Source organism: Gluconobacter sp. Dm-62 (assembly GCF_018256155.1).
GTDB lineage: Bacteria > Pseudomonadota > Alphaproteobacteria > Acetobacterales > Acetobacteraceae > Gluconobacter.
Genome location: NZ_JAERLY010000002.1, coordinates 344,117 through 368,989, shown reverse-complemented (window position 1 = coordinate 368,989; position 24,873 = coordinate 344,117). Strand labels below are relative to the sequence as shown.

Here is a 24,873-nt window from a genome sequence, read left to right as displayed (position 1 = left end):
GTAACACAGCTCCCGCGTTTCAGGACTGCCTGTGTCGGGGGAACCGAACAATGCTGATCTATTCTGATATTCTGGAAAAGGAGGACCGCGTGAGCGCGACCTTGTCCCGCCAATCCGTCGAACCCGATGAGATCAATCATGCCATTGAGGGCGCGCAAACTGCGCTGGGCGGGAAGCAGAAGTCAGACGGACACTGGGTGTACGAGCTCGAAGCAGACGCGACGATCCCTGCGGAATATGCGCTGCTCGAACATTATCTCGACCGGATCGATCCGGAAAAGCAGGCCAAGATCGGTGTCTATCTGCGCCGGATCCAGGGCGATCACGGCGGATGGCCCCTTTATCACGATGGCGGTTTTGATCTCTCGGCGACCGTAAAGGCCTATTTCGCGCTCAAGGCGATCGGGGACGACATCGACGCGCCACATATGCGCATTGCACGCGAGGCCATTCTAGATCACGGCGGTGCTGCGCGAACAAACGTGTTCACGCGGATCCAGCTTGCCCTGTTTGGGGAAGTGCCTTGGGACGCAACGCCCGTGATGCCGGTCGAGCTCATGCTCCTGCCACGTAAGGCGTTCTTCTCGGTCTGGAACATGTCCTACTGGTCGCGGGCCGTCATTGCACCGCTGCTTGTGCTGAACGCGCTTCGGCCCAAGGCCATCAATCCGCGCGGCATCCATGTTCAGGAACTGTTCGTTAAGCCGCCTTCCGAGGTCACCGACTGGATCCGTGGTCCATATCGCTCGGCCTGGGGACGGTTTTTCAAGCACCTGGATTCCGCACTGCGGCCTGTTCTGCCGCTCATTCCGCGTAGCCTCCACAAGAAAGCCCTGAAAGCCGCCAGCGATTTTATCGAGCCGCGTCTGAGCCGGGGAGGGCTTGGTGCCATCTATCCGGCCATGGCAAATGTCGTGATGATGTATCGTGCGCAGGGCGTGCCGGACAGCGACCCGCGTGCAATGACGGCATGGGACGCGATTCAGGATCTTCTTGTGGATCATGGTGACGAGATCTATTGCCAGCCCTGCGTGTCGCCCGTCTGGGATACAGGCCTGTCTGGCCTTGCGATGATCGAAGCCGCATCGGGACCCGCGGGCACCAAACATGAAGAAACGCTCGCTTCTCTGAAAAAGAGCGCTGAATGGCTCCGGGATCGCCAGATCCTGGACGTCAAAGGCGACTGGGCCATCAACGCGCCGGACCTGCGCCCTGGTGGATGGGCCTTCCAGTACGAGAACGATTACTACCCCGACGTCGATGACACTGCTGTTGTTGGCATGCTGCTCCATCGTGTCGATCCTGAAGGAAGTCAGGAAGCCATTGCCCGCGCACGGGAGTGGATCATCGGCATGCAGAGCACCAATGGCGGTTGGGGTGCGTTCGATATCGACAACGATCTCGAAATGCTCAACCACATTCCGTTCTCGGACCATGGCGCCCTTCTGGACCCACCAACGGCCGATGTTTCGGCGCGCTGCATCTCTTTTCTTGCGCAGCTTGGAGACCCGGACGACAGGCCGGTCATCCTCAAGGCGCTTGACTATCTGCGCTCCGAACAGGAGGCCGAGGGCTGCTGGTTTGGCCGTTGGGGAACAAACTATATCTACGGGACATGGTCAGTCCTGTGTTCGCTGAACATCGCTGGCGTGCCGCATGACGATCCGATGGTTCTGCGCGCGGTGAACTGGCTCGAAAGCGTCCAGCGCCCGGATGGCGGCTGGGGTGAGGACTGTGCAACCTACGAAGGCGGGACGGCTGGCGAGTATAACCAGAGCCTTCCGTCTCAGACAGCCTGGGCGGTTCTGGCGCTTATGGCCGTGGGGCGCCGTGAGAGCGAGGCCGTGAAGCGCGGTGTGGCCTATCTTGTGTCTCAGCAGGACGACAAGGGAGAGTGGCAGGAGGAAGCCTATAATGCCGTCGGTTTCCCCAAGGTCTTCTACCTGCGCTATCATGGCTACAAGCAGTTCTTCCCGCTGACTGCGCTGGCCCGCTACCGCAATCTCGGTGCGAGCAACAGCGGCAAGGTGGAGTTCGGTTTCTGATGCTGGGTATTCTCGCAGGCCTGAAACAGGAAGCCCGTCTGATCCGGCGGTTTTTGCCCAATGCCCCTCTGGCCCTGAGCAATGCGACACCGGAAGGTGCGCGCGGTGGGGTGGAGCGTCTGCTCGCGGCAGGCGCAACGGAACTCCTGTCTTTCGGATGCGCAGGAAGCCTTTCACCAGATGCGCCGCCAGGCACCGTCATCGTCGCCGACCATGTGCGGTATGAAGGGCGGGATATTCCCTGTGATCCCGATCTAAGCCAGGTGTTTGGTTCGGCCTATGCCCGACGCGGTGGCATTCTGCATAGCGACGTGCTGGTTGAGCTGGCTCTGGAAAAAGCGTGGTATTTTTCGGAAACGAAATGCCTTGCCGTGGATATGGAGAGCGGTGTCGTGGCGGCGGCTGGTGTTCCCTTTGCTGTTCTCCGCGTTGTCTGTGACGATGCAGGCAGAGACCTTCCCCCTGCGGTCAAGACAAGTGTGAGGGATGGAGCCGTATATGTCCCGGGGCTGATAGGTTCTCTATTGCGGCATCCGCTACAGATCGGCGGCCTGATGCGCCTTGGAAAAGAAGCAGCTCTAGCGCAGCGCGCAATGGGCTCATTCCTTCAGGCCAACCCGCCTCAGCGCTGAGAACGTACCCGCTCCAGCAAAGGTCGCCATCACCCCGATCGGGACGAGCCAAGGAAATGCAATGGTATGGCCTTGAATCCTGACATAGGACGCAAGCGCCAGCACACCAACTGCGGAGATGAAACCAGCAATTGCGGCACGCTCATCTCGCGAATGGCCAATCATTGCGAACAGGAAAACTCCGAGCGTTGCACCGTAGCTGTAGGACGCAATTGAAAGTCCAAAGACAACAGCCGATCCACTCGGCCGAGAAAACAGCAATGCGGTCAGGACAAGAAGAACGGCCCAGACAGCCGTGAGAGTCCTCAGCGAAAAGGGGCCTCGCGGCAGGAAGTCAGCCTTGGTTGCGGCCGCCATCGCATTCATGGCGCTGGAAAGAGATCCCATGGTCGCAGCAAGAATGCCGGCTATCAGGATCCCGCTCAGCACTGGCGGCAAAGTGAGAATAAAGTGCGGAAACAGGGCATCAGGCCGGCTGCCCTGACCGGGCATAAGGTCGCGCAGCGATACCCCGATGCACGACAACAGAGCAAACAGGCCGCCTACAACGAAAACGCTGCCAATCATCGCTGCCCGCGCACCATTGAGCGTCTTTGCGGCCAGACAGCGCTGGAGCATCAACTGGTCTGTACCGTGGGACGCCAGAGACAGGATTGCGCCACCTATGACAGCGCCTGCGATAGAAAACGGGTCCGTAAACGGCGGCAGACCATGACTGAAAACAGGCGCCCCGTGAAAGGGCGGCATTGCACTGCGAGACCATATCACGCCCAGACAGGCGATACTTCCACCAAGATAGAGACCAAGTTGCAGACTGTCTGACCAGACGACGGCTCTCAATCCACCTGCAAGCGTATAAGCTAGTGTCAACAGAACGATTAAGACCAGAAGGGACAGGTCCGATATCGCATAGCCCATGCTCGCAAACAGCATCGACACCGGAAGCATCCCCGCATAGAGACGAACGCCCTCTGCCACCAAGCGTGTGACCAGGAATGTGCCGGAGAGAAGCTTCTGAAGTCGGGCACCAAATCTCTGGCCGATATAGCGGTAGATGGATGTCGCACCCCGTTCGTGCAACGGCAGAAACCAGATGGCGACTGCCATGCGACCAATGAGATAACCAGCCGCCAGACCAACGAAAACATACCCCTTCAAGTAAGCCACACCAGGGACGCTGACGATGGTGAGGGTAGAGGTTTCCGTCGCAACCAGAGAAAGGCAGATTGCCCAAGGAGGAAGATCCTTGTGGGGCTGTCGGGCCAGCATGATGGAAATAACGGGAAGCAGACAAAGATACAGTAGAATAATAAGCAGGCTTACAGTCATGTGTTGTTATTGCTTTATCGGAATGTCTTTATGCAAGAAAAAGGGAGGCGCTGATGCCCCCCTCTTTTCTAAACGAATATTTCAGGCAGGTTCGTTTGCGTCAGCCAGACGCTCGGGACGGAACCCGGTGGCGATGACATACAACTCGCTGGACTCCTTGCGGGAAGCGGGAGGTTTAACATGCTTCACGCTGGAAAATGCAGTTTTCATCACAGCCAGCATTTCCTTTTCCGAGCCGCCCTGAAACACCTTCGCGATGAAGCTGCCCCCTTCGGCCAGGACCTGAAATGCAAAATCGAGCGCCCCTTCGGCAAGACCCATGATGCGCATGTGGTCGGTCGCCGCATGACCCGTCGTGTTGGGCGCCATGTCGGACATGACCAGATCGGCAGGGCCGCCAAGCATATCTTTCAGACGGTCGGGCATGTCGGGATCCGTAAAGTCTCCTTCGATGATCTCCGCCCCTGCAACCGGGTCAACCGGAAGCAGATCGAGCCCCACGACATGCTTTGCGCCGCGCTTGACCGCAACCTGCGTCCAGCCGCCGGGAGCGGCGCCCAGATCGATGATGCGGGTGCCTTCTTCAATCAGCTTGAAGCGGTCGTCGATCTCGATCAGCTTGAAAGCCGCGCGTGACCGCCAGCCCTGCTTGCGCGCGGCTGCGACATAGGGATCATTGAGCTGACGGTTGAGCCAGCGCTGCTGTGCCGTAGTGCGTCCGCGGGCTGTTTTGAGCGAAACCGTCTTGTTACGGGCGGTTTTCGACGTTGCGGAATCACGTGTTGCGTCGTTCTCACCGGGATTGGATGCGCTTTTCAGGGCCTTGCCCGGAATACGCTTCGGTCCCGTGTCCTTGCTGGAACCGGAGCGGGATCTTGGCGGCTTCATATCGTGGCATATGTCCCGAATGGGCCCCGTGACCGGGGCGTGGCATGGCGACTGGTCGTATAGCGTCCCTTGCCGGAACGCTGACCGTGATCGCGGGCCATACGCAGCAACATCCCGTCGCGCAACCCCCGGTCTGCAATCGTTACGTCTTCAACCGGCCACAAACGGTGGATTGCCTCAAAGATTGCACAGCCTGGCAGGACGAATTTCATGCGCTCAGCTCCCACGCAGGGATGATCCGCCAGTTCGTCATTGTTCAGGCGTCGCAGACTTCCGATAGCATCAACCATGCTGGGGCCGGGAAGAGTCAGTCCATCAATGGCCGCGCGGTTATAGCGGGGCAGTGACAGTGCCACCCCGGCCAGCGTCGTCACGGTTCCGGACGTCCCGATCAGACGCGTCTTTCCATGCGTGACTTCCCGCCGGATGCGGTGCACGTTCTCGAAGCCTTGCAGATAATCCTGAACATGGCTGATCATCGTCTCATAAGAAGGGCCATGGCCTTCACCGAACATTTCCTGAAGCGTAATTACGCCGACGGGAACGCTTGTCGTGCCGATCAGGGTCTGGGTCTGACGCTCGGGGTCGATCCGGACCCAGGCGACTTCAGTAGAGCCGCCGCCAATATCAAAAAGGACCCCGCGATCCGCACGGACAGGTTTGTGTTCCGGTTGACGGAAGAGGGGGGAGCAGCTTTCCAGCGCCAGTTCCGCTTCTTCACGCGCCGTGATGATGTCGATGGTCAGGCCGGTTTCATGCTGCACACGGGCCAGAAACTCTCGACCATTGGCGGCCTGCCGGCAGGCTTCGGTCGCAACAGCACGCACATGAACGAGGGGCCACTGCTTCATACGTTCCGCACAGATACGGAGTGCATCGAGGGCGCGCTTCATGGACTCTTCAGCAAGACGACCACTAGCCCGAAGGCCTTCGCCCAGACGGACCGAACGATTGAAGCTGTCCACAACACGAAAACCATTGGGCGTACCCGCCGCAATCATGAGACGGCAGTTATTGGTGCCAAGATCAATGGCGCCAAAGAACGGACCCGTACGTCGTGCAGACGCATGAACAGGCACCGGGCCTGACAGGTTGTGATCCGTTCCGTACCTCATCATGTGTTTCGGCTCCCGCTTGCCCGTGATCTGGGACCTTGGAAAAGCAGCATGGGGTGCGGGCGACCTTACTCGCAAGAAAAATATCAGTTTTTTCCAAAAAAATGTCCGAACCCCTCTTGCGCCGTATGGGGGCGGTTGATAAACACCCTCTCACCGCTTGGGAGATAGTTTAGCGGTAGAACTACCGGCTCTGACCCGGTCAGCCCTGGTTCGAATCCAGGTCTCCCAGCCAAGAAATCCTCAGAAAATACCGCAAAAAAGAGACTTCCCCTCAGGGGGCAAAGTGCTCTATGAGGACCCGCCAACGGCCGGTCGGCCTTCTGGCCTCCGGTTCACACACATTGCGTCTTTCACGACGCATGACGTAACGGGGGCACGCGGCTCATGACTTCATCTTCCCACACAACAAATCTGAATGAGCGCATCCGCGAAGCGCTGGCTTTCGATGACGTTCTTGTCGAACCGGCTGAATCGTCGGTTCTTCCGGCCCAGACCTCCACGCGCACACGCCTGACGCGTTCCATCGAGCTGAACATCCCCCTGATGTCTTCCGCCATGGACACCGTGACCGAAGACGGCATGGCCATCGCGATGGCGCAGCAGGGCGGTATGGGTGTCATTCACAAGAACCTCTCCATCGAGGAGCAGGCCGAGCAGGTCCGTCGCGTCAAGCGCTTCGAATCAGGCATGGTCGTCAATCCCGTCACGGTCGGCCCGAACCAGACACTGGCCGAGGTTCAGGCCATCATGGCCCGGCATGGCGTCTCCGGCCTTCCTGTCATTGAAGACGGCAGCGGCGTTCTGGTCGGCATCCTGACCAACCGCGACATGCGCTTCACGACAGACCCGAACACGCGCGTCCGTGACCTGATGACGCACGAAAACCTCGTGACCGTCCTCAACGGCGCAGCGCCGGACGAGGCACGTACGCTTCTTCATCGTCATCGCATCGAGAAGCTTCTGGTCGTTGACGAGGCGCAGCGCTGCATTGGCCTGATCACCGTCAAGGACATGGACAAGGCCATCGCGCATCCGCTGGCCATCAAGGACTCCCAGGGTCGTCTGCGCTGCGCCGCCGCCGTAGGTGTCGGTGAAGACGGGTTCCGTCGCGCTGCGGCTCTCGCTGAAGCCGGTGTGGACGTCATTGTCGTGGATACGGCTCATGGTCACTCGCACGGCGTTCTGAGTGCGGTGGAAACGCTCAAGAGCCGCCATGGTGATCTTCAGGTCATCGCGGGCAACGTTGCAACACCCCAGGCTGCGCGTGCCCTGATTACAGCTGGCGCTGACTGCGTGAAGATCGGCATCGGACCGGGATCAATCTGCACGACGCGCGTTGTGGCCGGTGTGGGTGTGCCGCAGTTCTCCGCTGTCATGGAAACGGCCGCAGCCTGTCATGAGCTGGATATCCCGGCCATCGCAGACGGTGGCGTCCGGACATCGGGCGACATCGTCAAGGCGATTGGCGCGGGTGCGGACGTGGTCATGGTCGGCTCGCTGCTGGCGGGTACGGATGAAAGCCCGGGCGAGACGTTCCTGTATCAGGGCCGTTCCTACAAGGCCTATCGCGGCATGGGATCGCTCGGCGCCATGGCCCGCGGCTCTGCAGACCGTTATTTCCAGGCGGAAGTCCGCGATACGCTCAAGCTGGTTCCGGAAGGCATCGAAGGCCAGGTTCCTTACAAGGGCAGCATGGCTCCGGTCATCCATCAGCTCGTTGGCGGCCTGAAGGCTGGCATGGGCTACACGGGTTCGGCCACAGTGGCCGATCTTCAGGTCCGTACCATGTTCCGTCGCATCACGAATGCCGGCCTGCGTGAGAGCCATGTTCATGACGTGACGATTACCCGCGAAGCCCCGAACTACCGCCGGGACTGACCGTTCCTGCATCAAAGCCTCTCGCATTGAGAGGCCAAACGGGCTACGGGGGCGCTATGACCCCCGCAGCCCGTCTTTCAGGCGCCATCGATCTGCTCTGTGCGATCCAGAATGCGCCCCGCCGTCCAGCCGACGCCACAGCCAACGCCTTTTTCCGCGAGCGCCGCTATATCGGTGGCGGTGACCGTCGCGCCATTTCCACGATTGTGTGGGACGTCCTGCGTGGTTGGAGACGGCTGCAATGGCATCTCAAGGATATTTCCGGCGACATTTCCCCACGCCTTGTGTGCTCAGCATCGCTTCTCCTCAGTGGGGAGACGATGGAGAATGTGCGCAAGCTGTTCAGTGGTGAGCGTTATGCGCAGAAGCCTCTGACATCACGTGAGGATATCGCGCTTAAGGGTTTGGAAGGAAAAGAACTTTCCACCCAGAAGCAGCCTCTGGCCGTGCGCCTTGAATACCCGGACTGGCTGGAAGGCGGCCTTCGCGAAACCTTTGGCAGCCGTCTGCCAGACGAGATGGAGGCGATGCTGGGCACGCCGACGCTCGATCTTCGTGTCAATCTGCTCAAGGGAAGCCGCGAGACGGCCGTTCGGGAGCTTCGTCGCGAATCGCTACAGGCGGAAATGACGAAGCTTTCACCCTGGGGGCTGCGCCTTGACGGACGCCAGCCGGTGACGGCGACACAGGCTTTCAAGGAAGGTCTGGTCGAGATTCAGGACGAGGGCAGCCAGCTTGTGGTGGCGGCTGCCGATGCGCGCGGCGAGCATCGGGTTCTGGATTATTGCGCAGGTGCGGGCGGCAAGACGCTGGCACTGGCGATGACCATGGAAAACCGCGGGCATATCGTGGCCTGCGACGTGCATGAGAAGCGTCTGGATGGGGCGGTCAAGCGGCTGCGTCGGGCAGGCGTTCATAACGTCGAACGTCATCTTCTGGTGTCGGGAGACAAATGGGCCAAACGTCGTGCTGGCAGTTTCGATCGGGTACTGGTCGATGCACCGTGCTCGGGGACCGGAACCTGGCGACGCAACCCGGATGCACGCCTGCGTCTGACGCCGGAAGACATTCAGGAACTTGTCATCAAACAGGCGCAGATCCTTGATCGTGCAGCATCTTTGGTGAAGCCGGGCGGACGCATTATCTATGCGACCTGTTCACTTCTGGCCTGTGAGAACGGGCAGCAGATCGACGGTTTCCTCAAGCGCCGCACAGACTTCGTGCGCCTGCCGAAAGAGCAGATGTCCGAACTTCTGCCCGCAGACCTGCGGAACAAGACGCAGTTCTCTCTGACACCACTGCGGGACGGCACGGACGGCTTCTTCGCCTGCGTGCTGGAACGGGTCGTGACGGATGTGAAGACGGAAGACGCACCAGAGACGGCTGAAACTGCCTCTACGGCGCCGGGGGCAGAAGGTCCTTCCACATAACCAGCGCGTCCACATAGCCTTCGGATGGGTGATCGAATGCGCCGGGAAGCATTCCGATCACCCGGAAACCAAGGGATTTCCAGAGAGCTATGGCACGCTGGTTCGTGCTGACGACGAAATTGAACTGCATGGCGCGGAAGCCGAGCTTCGTGGCTTCCGACAGGGCGTGTTCACCCATAAGACGCCCCGCACCAAAGCCGGGCCGCGCGACAAAACCGGCATTGGCGATATGCGCGCCACCGCCTTTCTGGTTGGCCTGAAGATAGAACGTCCCGACGATTTCATGGTCGCGGGTCTGCGCAACATACACGCGATGCTCCACATCCATCCAGTAGGCCAGCGCCTGCCGTCGGCCCCAGTGACGGGGCAGTGCATAGGTCTCGGCCTTGCGCAGGACGGGTGACAGGAGACGCCAGATTCCTTCACGATCCAGCGACTGCGCGGGACGGATCAGGATATCCTTGTCGGAGTGCGACAGGTTAGGCGTCATGACGGAACATTATTCCAGATTTTAGGTGCATCGGCTGATCCGGGATATGATACCGCTTCGTATCCATAACGCGGAGCCCGTGCCGAACATCCATGCAATATGACATTCTTATCGGCATCGCCTCGACTTTCGGAGCGGGGATGCTGGCCCAGTGGGTCGCCTGGCGATTCCGGCTTCCGGCTATTGTTCTTCTGTTCTCGCTTGGTCTGATCTTCGGACCCGGGCTTGGTATTCTTCATCCATCGGAGACGATGGGATGGATGTTCCGGCCATTGGTGTCGCTGCTTGTGGCGCTTGTGGTGTTCGAAGGCGGCATGGCGCTGGATTTCCGCCAGTTGCGTGAGGCTGGAGAAGGCGTTGCGCGCCTGACGATGCTGGCACTTCCGATCAACTGGGTCCTGGGCTCCCTGGCCGCGCATTATGTGGCGCATCTGGAATGGGGCACGTCCATGCTGTTCGGGGCGATCGTCGTCGTGACGGGGCCGACGGTGGTTCTGCCGCTGCTGCGGAGTGCCAAGCTTCAGCCGCGCGTGGCGGCATTCCTGCGCTGGGAAGCCATCGTCAACGATCCGCTAGGAGCGATTCTGGCGGCTGTCGTCCTTCAGCTTATGATGCTACATGTGGACGTTCATGCGGATGTATTCTTCACGCATACGCTGCCGGACCTGCTAGGAGCGATTGCGGTTTCGCTGTCTGCTGGGATCCTGCCGGCCTATCTGATCCGCTACCTGTTTACGCGCGATCTGATGCCGGAAATCCTCAAGACGCCGATGCTGATCTCGATGGCGCTGGTGATCTTTTCCCTGTGCAACCTGGAAATGGGTGGCGCGGGACTGATGGCGGTCACGATTTTCGGCATGGCGCTGGCGAATCTTCAGATCCCCGGCGTTACGGAACTGCGGCGCATGAAAGAGTCGCTCGTGGTTCTGGTGGTGTCAGTGCTGTTCATTATGCTGACGGCCGATCTGCACCGCGATGTTCTGGCGCAGCTTTCCATTCCGATCTTCGCGCTAACGGTGGTGGTGCTGTTTGTCGTCCGACCTCTGGGCATTTTCCTGTCCACGCTGGGGACGAGCATGCCCTGGAAGGAAAAGCTGTTCGTTGGCTGGATCGCACCACGCGGTATCGTTGCGGCGGCCGTCGCCGGTGAGGCGGGGATCAGCCTCAAGGAAGCGGGGTATCAGTCCGCCGATCTTATTATGCCCGCAGTGTTCGCCGTGATTGCAGTCACGATGATCCTGCACGGGTTTTCGCTGGGGCCGATTGCACGGCTGTTGAAGCTCACGCTGTCCAATGATCCGGCAATTGCGATTCTGGGGGCCAGCGGCTGGTCCATCAATTTTGCATCTTGTCTGCGCAGGGCCGGGGTTCCGGTGCTGCTGGTGGACAACCGCTCCAGTGCGCTGATGCCCGCCACGCGACAGGATATTCCCGTCCTGCGGGCAGAGCTCCTGTCCCAGCACGGGCAGGAATCCTTTGAAGAACGGCCTGCGGATTACCTGATCGCGACGACGGGTGATGGTATTTATAATGGAATGGTCTGCGGGCATCTGGCGCCGACCATGGGGCGGCAGCGCGTCTATCAGATCAGCCCCGGTGTGGCGCGGCTGGATTTCTATCACGGCCTGTCACGCGACGCGCGCGGCAAGGTCCTGGGTGAACCTGCCTGGAACTACACGCTGTTCGATACGCTGTTCGAACAGGGGTGGCGCTTCGTGGCAGTGGAAGCCACGGAAGAGAGTGCCCCGTCCTTTGGGACAGATGAAAATCGGCTCGACATCCTCGTGGTGCGGCGGGACGGCGGCATTCTGATCCGTTCGGCCGAGGACAATGACAAATCCGTGCCCCAGCCTGGCGATCATATGGTGTCCATGGTCCCGCCATCGACGGAATAAGGTCGGCTTATGACGGTTTTTCCACGGTGATGTGGGAAAGACCGCCCTGCAGGAGAGCACGAAGCTCCTTTTCCTCCACTGCGATGCAGCCCTCCGTAGAGCCGCTTGCTGGAGGCAGATGGAGGAAAATGGCCGAACCGCGACCCGACTCGGCTGGGTCATCGTTCCATCCCATCACAATGCAGAGATCGTAGACATGGTCGTCGCGCCAAAGAGTTTCGCATGATGCAGGGTGTGGAAGAGTGACTGCGCTGTTGTAATCGGGGTGGGTCGGATCGTCGCACCAGCCGTCATTCGGACCGATAGGCTCGATGGGCAATGCAGCGCCGCAAACCGGGCGTGATGTCCGGTCTGCGCGATAAAGAACACGCCGTAGCGGCAGCTCTCCGACCGGGGTGCAGAGATCTCCTTCCGCTTTGTCAAGGGACAGACCGCGCCGACCTGTCAAAGCCGGAACGATTTTGCCCTGGAAGTGGAGAAAAGCGCGGTCTCCAGCGGTTTTCAAAATAGCTTTAGTCATAATGCTGTTTCCTTTTTAAGCTGTACTTGCCATAGTCTGGCTCGAGAGCATGCTGCTTTCTTCCCCGTTAGTGGGATATGGTAAGTCCGGATGCGCGAGTTACGAACGCTGACCTCTGCGGATGTAACTTTTCTTCCGTCGCGATAGAACGAGACAGGTTATTATGGCAGGTCCACGCCCCATTCTGGTTGTTGACGATGATGATACGCTGCGTCGTCTTCTGGCGGAGCAGCTTCAGCACGGCGGCGAACTGGAAGCCGTTGAGGCAACCTCCGTTGCCGCGGCGCGCGAACTTCTCGCCAAGCCTGGTGCCCGATATGACGCCATGCTGCTCGATATCACTCTCCCTGACGGAGACGGGCGCGATTTCTGCGCCGAGCTGCGACGCGAAGGCGTCCGCATGCCGATCATCATTCTGACCGGCTCCGATGACGAGCACGACGTTGTGCGTGGTCTGGATGCTGGCGCCAATGATTACGTCGCCAAGCCTTTCCGGATTGGCGAACTTCTGGCGCGTCTGCGTGCCCAGCTTCGGATTTTCGAGAACAGCGAAGATGCCGTTTTTGAAATCGGGCCGTATGCCTTCCGTCCGTCCGCCAAGCTGCTGGTCGAGACCGCCCGTAACCGCCGGATCCGTCTGACGGAGAAGGAAGCGGCGATCCTGAAGTATCTTTACCGTGCAGGTCAGCGTCCGGTGGCGCGTCAGGTTCTTCTGAACGAGGTCTGGGGCTACAACGCCGCCGTTACCACCCACACGCTTGAAACGCATATCTACCGCCTGCGTCAGAAGATCGAACCCGATCCGGCGCGTACGTCGCTGCTGATTACGGAAGGGGGCGGGTACCGTCTCGATCCGGAAGGCCGTGGTGTCATCGGCTCCGACAGCCTGTCAGCCTGAAGGCTGACAGGGAGGGTAACGGGTCAGGCTGGATCGAAATCCAGCACGACCGGGACGTGATCTGAGGGGCTGACCCAGTCCCGCACGTCCTGCAGAACCCGGACATTGCGCAGGCCCGGCATCAGGTCTGGCGTCATCCACACATGATCCAGCCGCCGTCCCCGGTTGGACTTCTTCCAGTCCTTGTTGCGGTATGACCACCACGTATAGAGCTTTTCAGGCTCCGGGGTGATCGTGCGCATGGCATCCAGAAAACCTGTTGCCATCCACGCCTTGAGACGTTCGATCTCGGGTGGCGTGTGACTGACGATCTTCAGAAGCTGCTTGTGACTCCAGACGTCATGCTCCAGTGGCGCGATATTGAGATCGCCAACCAGAATGCTGCGGGCAGGCGGAGTGCTGGTGAACCAGCCCGTTGCTTCGTCCACGAAAGCCAGCTTATGGGCAAATTTTTCGTTTTCCTCGGGATCAGGAATATCGCCGCCGGCCGGCACATAGAAATCGTGCAGGAGGATCGGCCCCGCTGGCGTCGCAATGCTGGCAGCCACATGCCGGCAATCGGAGCGGGTGCACCAGTCAGGCGTGCCCGCCACGCTCTGCAGCGGATGGCGCGACAGGATCGCCACGCCGTTATAGCTCTTCATGCCTCTATAAACCTGATGGGGCAGCCCCATTTCGGCTAGAGCTTGAGCTGGGAAGAGGGGATCCGGGACTTTCGTTTCCTGTAGACAGACGATGTCCGGGTTTTCCTGTTCGACGATCTGCTTCAGCAGAGGCAGCCTGAGTCGAAGGGAATTGATGTTCCAGGTGATAAGACGCATGGAAACTGGATCGACCGGATCAAACGTTTTGACAAGCGCCCTCTTGCACATAACGCATTCCCGTCCGATCTAGAACAAACCATGATTGATCTTCACGACACGCTCCTCACACTTGATTCCCATATCGATATTCCCTGGCCTGACCAGCAGGATGCCTGGGCAGAAGAAACGCCCCGTCAGGTGAATATTCCCAAGACTCACAAGGGCGGTCTGCGGGCCGTCTGTCTTGCAGCATATATTCCGCAGGGGCCTCGTGATGATGCGGGCCATGCGGACGCCTGGGAGCGGGTTCAGGGCATGCTGGACGTTATTGCAGGGCTTGAGGGACGGCAGGGCGACCATGGCGCGCGCGTCTGCCGGACAGCTGCAGATGTCCGGGCAGCTTATAAGGCAGGCGATCTGGCCGTCATTCCGGCAATTGAAAATGGGCACGGTCTGGGCGGCCAGCCGGAGCGTATCGCGGAACTCGCTCGTCGATATGGCGTACGTTACATGACGCTGACCCATAATGGGCATAATGCGCTCGCAGATGCGGCCATCCCACGCAAGGATCTGGGAGATGCCCAGACACTTCACGAAGGTCTGTCGGACCTGGGGCGTGAGGCGATTGCGGCGATGAACCGTTCCGGGGTTCTGGTGGATGTTTCACATACGGCGAAGTCAACCATGATGCAGGCCACCGAGGCTTCCACCACGCCTGTTTTCGCCAGTCATTCCTGTGCCCGAACCCTGTGCGATCATCCGCGCAATCTGGATGATGAACAGCTCGATCGTCTGAAAGAGACGGGAGGTCTGGTCCAGGTTACCGCGATGGGATCGTTTCTGAAGAAGGGCGGCGGTGGAACAGTCGAGGATCTGGTTCGGCATGTATCCTACATTGCCGATCGGATCGGCGTGGAGCATGTAGGCATTTCTTCCGACTTTGACGGTGGGGGTGGCATTCCGGGCTGGAGAGATGCGACCGAGACCGCGAACGTAACGCGCGCTCTTCAGGCTGCTGGCTTCAGTGACAGAGAGATTTCTGCCATCTGGGGTGGTAACATGCTGCGTCTTCTGGAGACGGCTGAGAAGGCTGCCTTAAAGGTCTGAGGATAGGGCTGGGGGTATGCCCCTAGCCTTCACTGGAGAACAGAACATGATCACGGTGCGCGAAAGAGGAGCTTGTTCGTCCACCATGATCTACTGAGGTGTTCTCAGGGCCTTTCTTGTTCCCGTCGCTCTTAAAGAGCAGAGCAGAAGACAAGAGAACGAAAGCAAGATGCTAGCGTTTTCAATGACTTGCAAAACATGATTAAAAATTGGGCAATCTGATGGCAGGTCTGGCAAACCGGGGCTTTCATGATTCTGTCACGTAGCAGCCCACAGACTTTTCCACAGGTTCAGTGGATGACTGAAGAAGCCGAATGACCGACTTTCCTCCTCACAGTTCCGACCTTCCGACCGATCATGGCGAACCCCTTGTTCCTGCGGAAAAAAAGCAGGGTGTGGAAGCGATCCGGGACGCTCTGAAGACCATCCCCTACAGCCCAGGCGTGTATCGCATGCTGAGTGCCAAGGGAGAGGTTCTTTATGTTGGCAAAGCGCTGAGCCTGAAGAAGCGCGTCTCGTCCTATACCCGCATCAACCAGTTGCCGGAGCGGCTGCGACGTATGGTGTCGATGACGGTATCGATGGAGATCGTCATTACGCGGACTGAAGCGGATGCCCTGCTTCTGGAAGCGAATTACATCAAGCGGATGAAGCCGCGCTTCAACATCCTGTTGCGCGATGACAAGAGTTATCCGTGGCTGATGCTGACAGAAAGCCATGAATTTCCCCAGATCACCAAACAGCGCGGCAAGCCGGTCAAGGGTGCGACCTATTGGGGACCATTTGCGAATGCCTGGGCCGTCAACCAGACACTGAATCTGGTACAGCGCAGCTTCCTGCTGAGGTCATGCTCGGACGCGGTTCTGAACAGCAGGACACGACCTTGTCTGTTGTACCAGATCAAGCGCTGTTCAGCGCCGTGTGTGGACCGGATTTCCAAGCCCGATTATGCGGAACTGGTGAGCGAGGCGCGGCAGTTCCTTTCCGGACACAGCACGGAATTGCAACAGCGACTGGCTGCGGAGATGGAACAGGCTTCTCAGGCCATGGACTATGAGCGGGCTGCGTCGATCCGTGACAGGATCCGGGGGTTTGCAAGCATTCAGGGATCCAGCACGGTCAATCCTGCGTCGATCAATGATGCCGATATCATGACCATCTGGCAGGAAGCCGGCCAGAGCTGCATCCAGGTCTTCTTCATCCGCGGCAGCCGCAACAACGGCAACCGGGCATTCTATCCGGCACACGCGGAAGAGGAGACTGCGGCAGATGTGCTGTCGGCATTCATGATCCAGTTCTATGACAACAAACCACCTCCGCCGACCATTCTCGTGAACTGTGAGCTTCCAGAGTTAGGTCTCGTCGAGGAAGCCCTGAGCATCCGCCGCGGACAGAAGGTCGAGATCCTGAGGCCTCAGCGGGGCGAGAAAAAGGAAGTGGTCGACCATGCGGCGCTGAATGCGCGGGAAGCCCTGGAGCGGAAACTGGCTGAGAATACCGGGCAGCGAAAACTGCTGGAAGGTGTGGCAGAAGTTTTCGAGTTACCTGAAACGCCCCAGCGGATCGAAACCTATGACAACTCCCACATCATGGGGCAGGCGCCCTATGGCGTGATGGTCGTGGGCGGACCGGAGGGGTTCAACAAGCGCGCTTATCGCAAATACGGAATCAAAGGACCGGTAGCACCGGGGGATGATTTCGGAATGATGCGGGAAGTTATGGAGCGCCGGTTTGGGCGTCGGGCAGAAAATGGCGAGCGCCCGGAAGACTGGCCGGATCTGCTCCTTATCGACGGTGGCCTTGGACAGTTCAATGCGGTGCGGAAAGTGCTCGAAGACATGGGTGTGACGGGAATTCCGATCGTTGCAATCGCCAAGGGTCCCGATCGGGACGCCGGACGCGAGTGGTTCTTTACCGAGACGAAGCCGCCGTTCCAGCTGCCACCACGCGATCCGGTTCTCTATTATCTTCAGCGGCTGCGCGATGAGGCCCACAGATTCGCAATCACCACACACCGGGCAGGGCGGTCCAAAGGATTACGCAGCTCGGAACTGGATCATGTGCCGGGAATCGGGGCGGCAAGAAAGAAGGCTCTCCTCAACCATTTTGGCTCGGCGAAGTCCGTGAGGCAGGCGAGCCTCGAAGAACTGGAAACTGCGCCGGGGATCAGCTCAAGCATGGCAACCGCCATCTACGGGCATTTTCATCCGGAATGGGTTCAGAAGGCCTCAGTCGATAACCGCAGCCATTAGGAGGTGACCCAAGGTTACACGAAAAATACATCTTTCGCGGGCACATTGGCGCATACCGAAGAGACAGAAACTGTTCTAGACTGAATGCGATGCTGACAGATCTGCCAAACATTCTGACACTGCTGCGTATCGCGTCCATTCCGGTATTGGTCGTGCTGCTAGCCCTGCACTCGCCAACGGCGAATGTGATTGCCTGCGTTGTCTACACGGCGGCGTGCATCACGGACTATCTGGATGGGGCGCTGGCACGGCGCTGGCAACAGCTCTCCGAGCTGGGGCGCATGATGGATCCGATTGCAGACAAGCTGCTTGTTGGTTCTCTTCTGCTGGCTCTGGCAGGGCTGACGCAGCTTCCCGTTTATTCGCTTTACGCCGGCATCATCATCATGATCCGGGAAATTCTGGTGAGTGGTCTGCGGGAGTATATGGCGTCACAGCGGGAGACGCTGCCTTCAACCCGCCTTGCGAAGTGGAAGACAGGCATCCAGATGGTCGCCATCGGATTTCTGATTGGTGGTGACAGCGCGGCAGGAATGCTGGGACTTTCCTTTCTGCCAGCAAGCCTGATTGGTGGCATTTTGCTCTGGTTCTCCGTTATTCCGACGGTCATCAGCGGTTGGGGCTACCTGACTGCGGGGCTCACCCGCATTATGGCAGGGCAGTCCCGCAAATCCTCCAAGATCAGCTTCTGACATGCCACAACTGACGAATTATGGACGTCTTTGACTGTCTTCATCTGGCGTTCCGTTACAAGGAACGCTAAAGGTCATCTATTGACCTCGTGGGAGTAAGAAATGCGGAAGGCCGCTCTGCTGGCACTACCTCTCGCTCTGAGCGGCTGTTCAGGCATGGGCAAGTATATCCGTGACACCATGGTGTGGACGGCTCTCGACAACCCTAATGGTCCGCATGGTGACAGTGAGAATATTCACCGTGCCCGTGGTGAAAAGTTCGCCGAGACACCCATTTTCCCTGAGAGCGGCAATATCTGGCCTGGCGCTCCACAACCGCTTCCGACTCTCAAGGATGTGGAAAATCCCGACAGCTCGTTCAGTCATGCTCTGGGTGACCCCGCCACATATTTCGGCGGTGCTGCACTCGATGAGACTTTCATGGGCGGCATCGGAAGCAAGGGAGGCCTGGGCTCCTCTGGTCAGCAGCTTATGCAGGGTCAAAGCATGTCGGTCGGCGAAAATGCCGATATGCATCAGGGCGTGAGCCGGGATCGTAGCCACGTAATTCCGACACTCCCATCATCGGTTCCTGATAGCGCTGCACGCTTCCTGAACAAGAGCCCGAGCAAAACCATCGTCATTCCCAACGGTGACGGCACAAGCACGCTGATTGCACAGGATGGAAGTGTAAAAGTCGTGCGCGGCACGCCCGCACCCCAAAAATAGTGGTTTGGCTAACGGATTTCAAAACCGTTAGCCAATGCGCACTTTCTCAGTACTGCCTGAAGAGTGCCACCAGACGTCCCTGAATGTGAACGCGCTCTGCTGGAAAAATCCGGGTTTCGTATTCCCGGTTGGCCGCCTCGAGCGCAATCATCGATCCGCGGCGACGTAATTTTTTGAGCGTCACTTCCTGTTCGTCGATCAGTGCAACAATGATCTGGCCATTTTCCGCGGTTTCGCGTCGTCGGATAATCGCGATGTCGCCATCCAGAATGCCGGCTTCGATCATCGAATCACCGGCCACTGTCAACGCATAATGTTCTCCGGTCCCGAGAAGGGATATGGGAACCTCGATCCTGTCACTGTCATCCTGCATGGCTTCAATCGGAAGCCCAGCCGCGATACGGCCATAAAGCGGTATGCTGACAGTCTGACGGTCATTGGCGACGCTGGCTTCAGAGAATGCTCCCTCAAGCTCCGTCTGCCCCTGGCTGAGTACCGCCGGGACAAAAGCTGCATCACTTGAAGGCGCCAGCGTGGTCACTGGCGCTTCAGTTCCCATATGCGGCAGACGCAGCACTTCGAGCGCACGGGCACGATGATGATGACGACGCAGAAAGCCACGCTCTTCCAGAGCCGAAATCAGGCGGTGAATCCCTGATTTCGAGCGCAGTTCGAGCGCATCCTTCATTTCATCGAATGAGGGGGAGTACCCCGTCCGGCGAAGGTGATCGTCGATATATAGCAAAAGCTGGTGCTGTTTGCGGGTCAGCATACAGGCGCTCCCATGCGCCTCGGCGGAGGCATGTCGAAAAACAAGGTGCAGAATGAGAAGCATCCCGCATTTGTTCCTTATAGGTTCCTGTCTGTTGCCTCACAAGCGAAAGAGAAGCCCTTACACGGTTGTCTGATAAGATTTTCGGGGGGTGAAAGTCCTTGAAAGCGCAGGAAAACCCCGAAATCGTGTGCAAGGGCCTTGACCTGTGGGCCACAAATCAGCATGGTGCGCCCAATCTAAAGATCAACATGCTGCATCGACACCTTCGAGCGGCATCAGTATGGCGAAAGCCCGAGGGTATCATGGGAAAGAGCAACGTAATTCAGATCCGGCTCGTTTCGTCAGCCGAAACCGGCTACTTCTACGTGACGAAGAAGAACGCCCGTTCCGCTACGGGAAAGATGGAAGTGCGCAAGTACGATCCGGTTGCACGCAAGCACGTCGTGTTCCGCGAAGCCAAGATCAAGTAAGACTGCTCTAATAGTCTTTATGAAAAAAGCGGCCTTTTCGGGCCGCTTTTTTTGTATCTACAGAAACGGTTTTCTGAACCCCAGCTCAGAACAGCTTGTCATGCGGGCCGTAGGGGACGACCAGATCACCGCTGCGCGTCAGATTCATCGTGGCCCGGGCGCGTTCGTCCAGCATGTCTGCGTCCAGCGCCTTTTCTTTCAGAGCGACCACACGGCGACGCCAGACATTCTGTTCGTCATCCGCATCCTGACGGGCCTGAAGAGCATCTTTCTGAAGCTGGGTCTGTTCCTGATAGGCATGGATACCATGAGCGCCGTGCAGGGCGTTCCAGCCGAAATATGCCGTGAGAGACAGAAAGAAAGCTGGCGGAGCTACGGCGCGGACACCACGCTTGATAAGTCGGATCAGTGTCACGTCGTGTAAACTCCGTTCTGAGAGACTGCTTCAGGTTTATATCAGTCAATCATAACCAGACAATGAATGATACGGGGATTTTGTACATCCGGACCTGAAAAAACGGCCTCATTCCCGAAAGAAATGAGGCCGTCGTGCACTCTCAGGAGTTCTTGAGAATGCTGCGGCCGGCGTAGCGGGCTGCGCTGCCGAGCTGCTGCTCGATACGGATGAGCTGATTGTACTTTGCCGTGCGGTCGGAGCGGGAGAGGGAGCCCGTCTTGATCTGGCCGCAGTTCGTGGCGACCGCGAGATCGGCAATAACGGAATCTTCCGTCTCACCCGAACGATGGCTCATGACGCAGGCATAACCGGCCTTGTGAGCGGTTTCGACAGCCTCAAGCGTCTCGGTCAGCGTACCGATCTGGTTGACCTTCACGAGCAGGGCGTTTGCCGTGCCAGCCATGATGCCACGACGCAGACGATCGGGGTTGGTCACGAACAGGTCGTCACCAACGAGCTGGAGCTTCTTGCCCAGACGGGTCGTAAGCTCTGCCCAGCCTTCCCAGTCATCTTCAGCCAGACCATCCTCGATGGAGACGATCGGATAACGGTTGGCCAGATCCTCAAGGTAGGAAATCATGCCCGAAGCATCGAACTCCTTGCCTTCACCCTTCAGGTTGTAACGGCCATCCGCATAGAATTCGGTAGCGGCGCAATCGAGTGCGAAGGTCACGTCCTCGCCCAGCTTATAACCAGCACCCTCAACAGATTTAGCAATAAATCCAAGAGCTTCATCAGCAGACTTCAGGTTCGGTGCGAAGCCACCCTCATCGCCAACATTGGTGTTGTGACCAGCTTCGGACAGACCCTTCTTCAAACGTGCGAAGATTTCAGATCCCATACGGATGGCATCTGCAATGGTCGGAGCGCCGACCGGCTGGATCATGAATTCCTGGATGTCGATCGGGTTGTCGGCATGCTCACCGCCATTGACGATGTTCATCATCGGCACGGGCAGGAGATGGGAATAGGCACCACCGACATAGCGGTACAGCGGCAGTTCCAGCTCTTCAGCCGTGGCCTTCGCGACGGCGAGGGACACACCGAGGATGGCATTCGCACCGAGGCGGGACTTGTTGGCCGTTCCGTCCAGATCGATCATCGCGTTGTCGATGGCGATCTGGTCTTCCGATTCGGCACCCTGAAGCACTTCGAGGATGTCGTTCTCGACGTGGCTGCAGGCTTTCAGGACGCCCTTGCCGCCGTAGCGGGACTTGTCACCATCGCGCAGCTCCACGGCTTCATGCGCACCTGTGGAGGCGCCAGACGGGACAGCAGCGCGACCGCGGGCGCCGGAGGACAGTTCGACCTCGACCTCGACGGTAGGATTGCCGCGGCTGTCCAGGATTTCGCGGGAGGTGATATCAACGATGGCGCTCAATGGAAGCTCTCCTGGAATGCGTGAACCGGGGTGGCTCGTGACCGTTCGGAATGGAACAGCTATTCCAAGTCTCAAAATCACGCCGTGAGGTCAACGACGACATGCGCCTTCCTTTTCCCGTTTTCGTGCTTGGCATTGCCGGACTGCTCCCCTTCATGACGCTTGGGGGGTGGATCTTCCTAGCCGGACTGTTCACGCCGCTGCCCCATCTGAAAATCATTCTGCTGGCGTACGGGGCCTGCATCCTGTCATTTCTGGGGGCTGTGCACTGGGGGCTGGCCATGGAGCGGCCGGACATCATCACTGTCGGAGGATCGTCGCAGCGAGACCGTCAGCGTCTTGTACTGGGCGTCTGCCCTGCACTCTGGGCATGGCTGGCACTCTGCATCGGCGTACTGGGACATGTCCGGGCCGGTTTCGGGCTGGAAATCATCGGCTTTGTCGGGACGTTCCTCGTGGAACGGGAAGCCTGGAGGAAAGGTGCTCTTCCCCCAGGCTATCTGCCGCTGCGTACAGGACTGACGGCTATTGCGGTGCTGAGTCTGTTTCTGGCGGCTCTGGCACCATCTGGCAGCTAGGCCAAAAAGGACTTTGCCAGAGCGTCAAAGGCTTTCAGACGCGTCAGGAGGCCGCGCATTTCACCCAGCGGCACCATGGTCGGGCCGTCGCTGGGAGCGTGGTCCGGATCCTGATGCGTTTCAATGAAGACTGCGGCGACACCGATCGAAAGAGCCGCACGGGCCAGTGGCTCAACAAACTCGCGCTGACCGCCCGTTGAAGCCCCGAGGCCGCCCGGCTGCTGCACCGAGTGGGTAGCGTCAAACACGACGGGATAGCCCGTCTGCGCCATAATCGGCAGACCGCGCATGTCGCTGACGAGCGTATTGTAACCAAAGCTCGTACCACGGTCGCAGAGCATGATGCGCTTATTGCCCGTCGAGGCGATCTTCGCCGCAACATTGGCCATATCCCATGGTGCAAGGAACTGGCCCTTCTTGATGTTGATGGCCCGTCCGGTCTCGCCAGCAGCCAGCAGCAGATCCGTCTGGCGGCACAGGAAGGCCGGGATCTGGAGAACATCCACGGCCTGAGCGGCGGGTGCACACTGTTCAGCCGTGTGCACATCCGTCAGAACAGGAACGCCGAATCGCTCGCGGATGCCCGCAAGAATGTCGAGACCGGCATCCATACCCACGCCGCGCGCGGCGTGGACCGAGCTTCGGTTGGCCTTGTCGAAGCTGCTTTTATAAATCAGCCCAATGCCCAGCTCACGGCACAGACCGGAGATGGCGTCGGCCATCTCCGTTGCATGTTCGCGGGATTCAATCTGACAGGGGCCAGCGATCAGCGTGAAGGGCTGATCCTGACCGACCTTGAGGTCTCCGATCCGGAAGCTCACTTGCTGTGAGCCTCCTTGACCGCTGCGGCGATGAGGCCGGCGAACAGCGGATGCGGGTCGAAAGGCTTGGACAGCAGCTCCGGGTGATACTGCACGGCCACGAACCACGCATGGTCCGGATACTCGACCACTTCCGGCAGCACGCCGTCAGGGGAGAGGCCGGAGAATCGCAGGCCTGTCTTTTCAAGGCGGTCCTTGTAGTGCGCATTAACCTCCCAGCGGTGACGATGACGCTCACGGATTTCCGTACGGCCATAGATTTCCGCCACTCGGGAGCCGGGAACCAGCTTGGCCGGATACGCGCCCAAACGCATCGTGCCACCCAGATCGCCACCTTCGCGACGACGGAGCAGTTCGCCTCCACGGGCCCATTCCGTCATCAGGCCGACAACAGGCTCATCCGTCGGGCCGAACTCTGTGGAGGATGCCTTGGGAAGACCGGCGAGCGAGCGGGCACATTCGACCACAGCCATCTGCATGCCAAAGCAGATACCCAGGAACGGAATGTTGTTCTCACGAGCGTAACGGACGGCCTGGATCTTACCTTCCGCACCGCGTTCACCGAAGCCCCCCGGGACAAGAATGGCGTCCGCATCCTTCAGGCGCTCGGCGATGTTGCCGTTCTTCTCGAATTCTTCCGATTCGATCCAGTCGAGCTTCACCTTCACATGATTGGCGATGCCACCATGCAGCAGAGCTTCAGCCAGCGACTTGTAGCTGTCGAGCAGGGCCGTGTACTTGCCGACGATGGCCACTCGGACCTCGCCTTCGGGTTCACGAATCGCATGGACGATCTTTTCCCAGCGCGAAAGGTCCGGCTTGCTATCATAAGGCAGGTCGAAATAGCGCAGGACCTCCTGATCCATTCCTTCATTGTGATAGGAAATGGGGCAGGCATAGATTGTGTCCACATCGAGTGCCGCAATGACGGCTTCCGAACGGACGTTGCAGAAATTCGCGATCTTGCGACGCTCGTTTTCCGGAATGGGTCGATCCGAGCGGCACAGCAGCATCTGCGGCTGGATGCCGACGTTCTGCAATTCCTTGACGGAATGCTGCGTGGGCTTGGTCTTGAGCTCGCCGGCTGCCGGAATATAGGGCAGGAGCGTCAGGTGAACGCACATGGTCTGGGCGTGACCGAGATCATTGCGCAGCTGACGGATGGCTTCGAGGAACGGAAGGCTCTCGATGTCGCCAACTGTCCCACCGATTTCCACGAGGACGAAATCATAGTCGTCCGTGCCCGTGACCACGACGTCCTTGATGGCGTCCGTGATGTGCGGGATGACCTGCACGGTCCCGCCCAGATAATCGCCGCGGCGTTCGCGCGCGATAACATCCGAGTAAATGCGTCCCGTCGTGGTGTTGTCAGCACGTGACGCGTGTACGCCCGTGAAGCGCTCATAATGACCGAGATCGAGGTCGGTTTCCGCCCCGTCATCGGTGATGAACACCTCACCATGCTGGTACGGGCTCATGGTGCCCGGGTCCACGTTGAGATAGGGGTCCAGTTTGCGCATGCGGACCTTGTATCCGCGCGCCTGGAGGAGAGCAGCGAGGGCCGCTGAAGCGATGCCCTTGCCGAGAGAAGATACCACACCGCCGGTGATGAATACGAAACGCGTCATGGGCGGTCTTCATACACTGCCAACGTGGGGCAGGGGAAGTGAAGAGACGCGTCTGTTGAAAAGATCCCCGTTAAAAAT

23 protein-coding genes and 1 tRNA gene are annotated in these 24,873 nt (G+C 58.9%); 13 read left to right on the top strand and 11 right to left on the bottom strand.

Translation table 11 applies throughout. From position 1 onward, the window contains the following. Nucleotides 1-50 precede the first annotated feature (50 nt). Both shc and JK202_RS03460 read left to right on the top strand, forming a co-directional pair. Complete coding sequence (shc, locus tag JK202_RS03465; RefSeq protein WP_211558179.1) at nt 51-2,045, top strand: squalene--hopene cyclase; 1,995 nt, start codon at nt 51-53, stop codon at nt 2,043-2,045. Continuing rightward, nucleotides 2,045-2,677: a hypothetical protein gene (locus tag JK202_RS03460; protein ID WP_211558176.1), complete on the top strand. Its 633-nt coding sequence runs from the start codon at nt 2,045-2,047 to the stop codon at nt 2,675-2,677. Before shc ends, JK202_RS03460 begins: the two co-directional genes overlap by 1 nt. On the opposite strand, the gene JK202_RS03455 is transcribed toward JK202_RS03460, so the two are convergent. The 3 genes from JK202_RS03455 to JK202_RS03445 all read right to left on the bottom strand — a co-directional run bounded on the left by JK202_RS03455 (nt 2,645) and on the right by JK202_RS03445 (nt 6,012). Further along, nucleotides 2,645-4,006 carry a sodium:solute symporter family transporter gene (locus tag JK202_RS03455; protein WP_211558174.1) on the bottom strand — a complete coding sequence of 454 codons (1,362 nt, stop codon included), beginning with the start codon at nt 4,004-4,006 and terminating at the stop codon, nt 2,645-2,647. The genes JK202_RS03460 and JK202_RS03455 overlap by 33 nt on opposite strands. An 81-nt stretch (nt 4,007-4,087) precedes the next feature. Next, on the bottom strand, nt 4,088-4,894 hold the full coding sequence (locus JK202_RS03450) for an RlmE family RNA methyltransferase (RefSeq protein ID WP_211558172.1): 807 nt from the start codon (nt 4,892-4,894) through the stop codon (nt 4,088-4,090). Beyond that, nucleotides 4,891-6,012, bottom strand: a complete 1,122-nt coding sequence (locus tag JK202_RS03445; protein WP_211558171.1) for a Ppx/GppA phosphatase family protein — start codon at nt 6,010-6,012, stop codon at nt 4,891-4,893. Before JK202_RS03445 ends, JK202_RS03450 begins: the two co-directional genes overlap by 4 nt. A 158-nt stretch (nt 6,013-6,170) precedes the next feature. Here JK202_RS03445 and JK202_RS03440 point away from each other — a divergent pair. From JK202_RS03440 to JK202_RS03430, 3 genes are all read left to right on the top strand, one after another. Continuing rightward, nucleotides 6,171-6,244 (top strand) — tRNA-Gln (locus tag JK202_RS03440). 152 nt (nt 6,245-6,396) lie between these two features. Then, the gene (gene guaB, locus JK202_RS03435) at nt 6,397-7,890 is read left to right on the top strand and encodes an IMP dehydrogenase (protein WP_211558169.1); all 1,494 of its coding nucleotides are present in this window, start codon (nt 6,397-6,399) and stop codon (nt 7,888-7,890) included. Nucleotides 7,891-7,946: 56 nt separating this feature from the next. Then, complete coding sequence (locus JK202_RS03430) at nt 7,947-9,320, top strand: RsmB/NOP family class I SAM-dependent RNA methyltransferase (protein WP_211558167.1); 1,374 nt, start codon at nt 7,947-7,949, stop codon at nt 9,318-9,320. On the opposite strand, the gene JK202_RS03425 is transcribed toward JK202_RS03430, so the two are convergent. Then, nucleotides 9,286-9,810 carry a GNAT family N-acetyltransferase gene (locus JK202_RS03425; RefSeq protein ID WP_211558164.1) on the bottom strand — a complete coding sequence of 175 codons (525 nt, stop codon included), beginning with the start codon at nt 9,808-9,810 and terminating at the stop codon, nt 9,286-9,288. The two genes, JK202_RS03430 and JK202_RS03425, sit on opposite strands and share 35 nt — an antisense overlap. A gap of 92 nt (nt 9,811-9,902) precedes the next feature. On the opposite strand from JK202_RS03425, the gene JK202_RS03420 reads away from it, so the two are divergent. After that, a complete protein-coding gene (locus JK202_RS03420) occupies nt 9,903-11,705 on the top strand; it encodes a sodium:proton antiporter (RefSeq protein ID WP_211558162.1) in 1,803 nt (600 codons plus the stop codon). Between the two features lie 7 nt (nt 11,706-11,712). Here JK202_RS03420 and JK202_RS03415 read toward each other — a convergent pair whose 3' ends face one another. After that, nucleotides 11,713-12,225, bottom strand: a complete 513-nt coding sequence (locus JK202_RS03415) for a L,D-transpeptidase (protein WP_211558161.1) — start codon at nt 12,223-12,225, stop codon at nt 11,713-11,715. A gap of 163 nt (nt 12,226-12,388) precedes the next feature. On the opposite strand from JK202_RS03415, the gene JK202_RS03410 reads away from it, so the two are divergent. Next, on the top strand, nt 12,389-13,123 hold the full coding sequence (locus tag JK202_RS03410; protein ID WP_041112431.1) for a response regulator transcription factor: 735 nt from the start codon (nt 12,389-12,391) through the stop codon (nt 13,121-13,123). Nucleotides 13,124-13,146: 23 nt separating this feature from the next. Here the strand turns inward: JK202_RS03410 and JK202_RS03405 are convergent, their stop codons facing one another. After that, nucleotides 13,147-13,944 (bottom strand): exodeoxyribonuclease III, encoded by a 798-nt coding sequence (locus JK202_RS03405; RefSeq protein ID WP_249199570.1) that lies wholly within the window; start codon nt 13,942-13,944, stop codon nt 13,147-13,149. Between the two features lie 81 nt (nt 13,945-14,025). Here JK202_RS03405 and JK202_RS03400 point away from each other — a divergent pair, with 81 nt between their 5' ends. The 4 genes from JK202_RS03400 (at nt 14,026) to JK202_RS03385 (ending at nt 18,685) form a co-directional block, all read left to right on the top strand. Further along, nucleotides 14,026-15,033, top strand: a complete 1,008-nt coding sequence (locus tag JK202_RS03400; protein ID WP_211558157.1) for a dipeptidase — start codon at nt 14,026-14,028, stop codon at nt 15,031-15,033. 314 nt (nt 15,034-15,347) lie between these two features. Then, entirely contained in the window at nt 15,348-17,285 is a 1,938-nt protein-coding gene (gene uvrC / locus JK202_RS03395; RefSeq protein WP_211558155.1) for an excinuclease ABC subunit UvrC, read from the top strand. A gap of 89 nt (nt 17,286-17,374) precedes the next feature. Continuing rightward, on the top strand, nt 17,375-17,977 hold the full coding sequence (gene pgsA, locus JK202_RS03390) for a CDP-diacylglycerol--glycerol-3-phosphate 3-phosphatidyltransferase (protein ID WP_211558153.1): 603 nt from the start codon (nt 17,375-17,377) through the stop codon (nt 17,975-17,977). Between the two features lie 102 nt (nt 17,978-18,079). Beyond that, on the top strand, nt 18,080-18,685 hold the full coding sequence (locus JK202_RS03385; protein WP_211558151.1) for a hypothetical protein: 606 nt from the start codon (nt 18,080-18,082) through the stop codon (nt 18,683-18,685). A 46-nt stretch (nt 18,686-18,731) separates the two neighbouring features. On the opposite strand, the gene lexA is transcribed toward JK202_RS03385, so the two are convergent. Continuing rightward, a complete protein-coding gene (lexA, locus tag JK202_RS03380; protein WP_211558708.1) occupies nt 18,732-19,457 on the bottom strand; it encodes a transcriptional repressor LexA in 726 nt (241 codons plus the stop codon). A gap of 305 nt (nt 19,458-19,762) precedes the next feature. Between lexA and rpmG the strand changes: the two genes are divergently transcribed. Beyond that, nucleotides 19,763-19,930, top strand: a complete 168-nt coding sequence (rpmG, locus tag JK202_RS03375; protein WP_011253780.1) for a 50S ribosomal protein L33 — start codon at nt 19,763-19,765, stop codon at nt 19,928-19,930. A gap of 85 nt (nt 19,931-20,015) precedes the next feature. Here the strand turns inward: rpmG and JK202_RS03370 are convergent, their stop codons facing one another. Continuing rightward, on the bottom strand, nt 20,016-20,345 hold the full coding sequence (locus JK202_RS03370; RefSeq protein ID WP_099286734.1) for a septum formation initiator family protein: 330 nt from the start codon (nt 20,343-20,345) through the stop codon (nt 20,016-20,018). 142 nt (nt 20,346-20,487) lie between these two features. Next, nucleotides 20,488-21,768: a phosphopyruvate hydratase gene (gene eno, locus JK202_RS03365; RefSeq protein ID WP_211558150.1), complete on the bottom strand. Its 1,281-nt coding sequence runs from the start codon at nt 21,766-21,768 to the stop codon at nt 20,488-20,490. Nucleotides 21,769-21,869: 101 nt separating this feature from the next. On the opposite strand from eno, the gene JK202_RS03360 reads away from it, so the two are divergent. Beyond that, entirely contained in the window at nt 21,870-22,346 is a 477-nt protein-coding gene (locus JK202_RS03360) for a DUF3429 domain-containing protein (protein ID WP_249199569.1), read from the top strand. Here the strand turns inward: JK202_RS03360 and kdsA are convergent. Together kdsA and JK202_RS03350 are read right to left on the bottom strand one after the other, a co-directional pair. Next, on the bottom strand, nt 22,343-23,167 hold the full coding sequence (gene kdsA / locus JK202_RS03355; RefSeq protein ID WP_211558145.1) for a 3-deoxy-8-phosphooctulonate synthase: 825 nt from the start codon (nt 23,165-23,167) through the stop codon (nt 22,343-22,345). The genes JK202_RS03360 and kdsA overlap by 4 nt on opposite strands. Continuing rightward, nucleotides 23,164-24,795: a CTP synthase gene (locus JK202_RS03350; protein WP_211558144.1), complete on the bottom strand. Its 1,632-nt coding sequence runs from the start codon at nt 24,793-24,795 to the stop codon at nt 23,164-23,166. Before JK202_RS03350 ends, kdsA begins: the two co-directional genes overlap by 4 nt. Between the last annotated feature and the right edge of the window lie 78 nt (nt 24,796-24,873).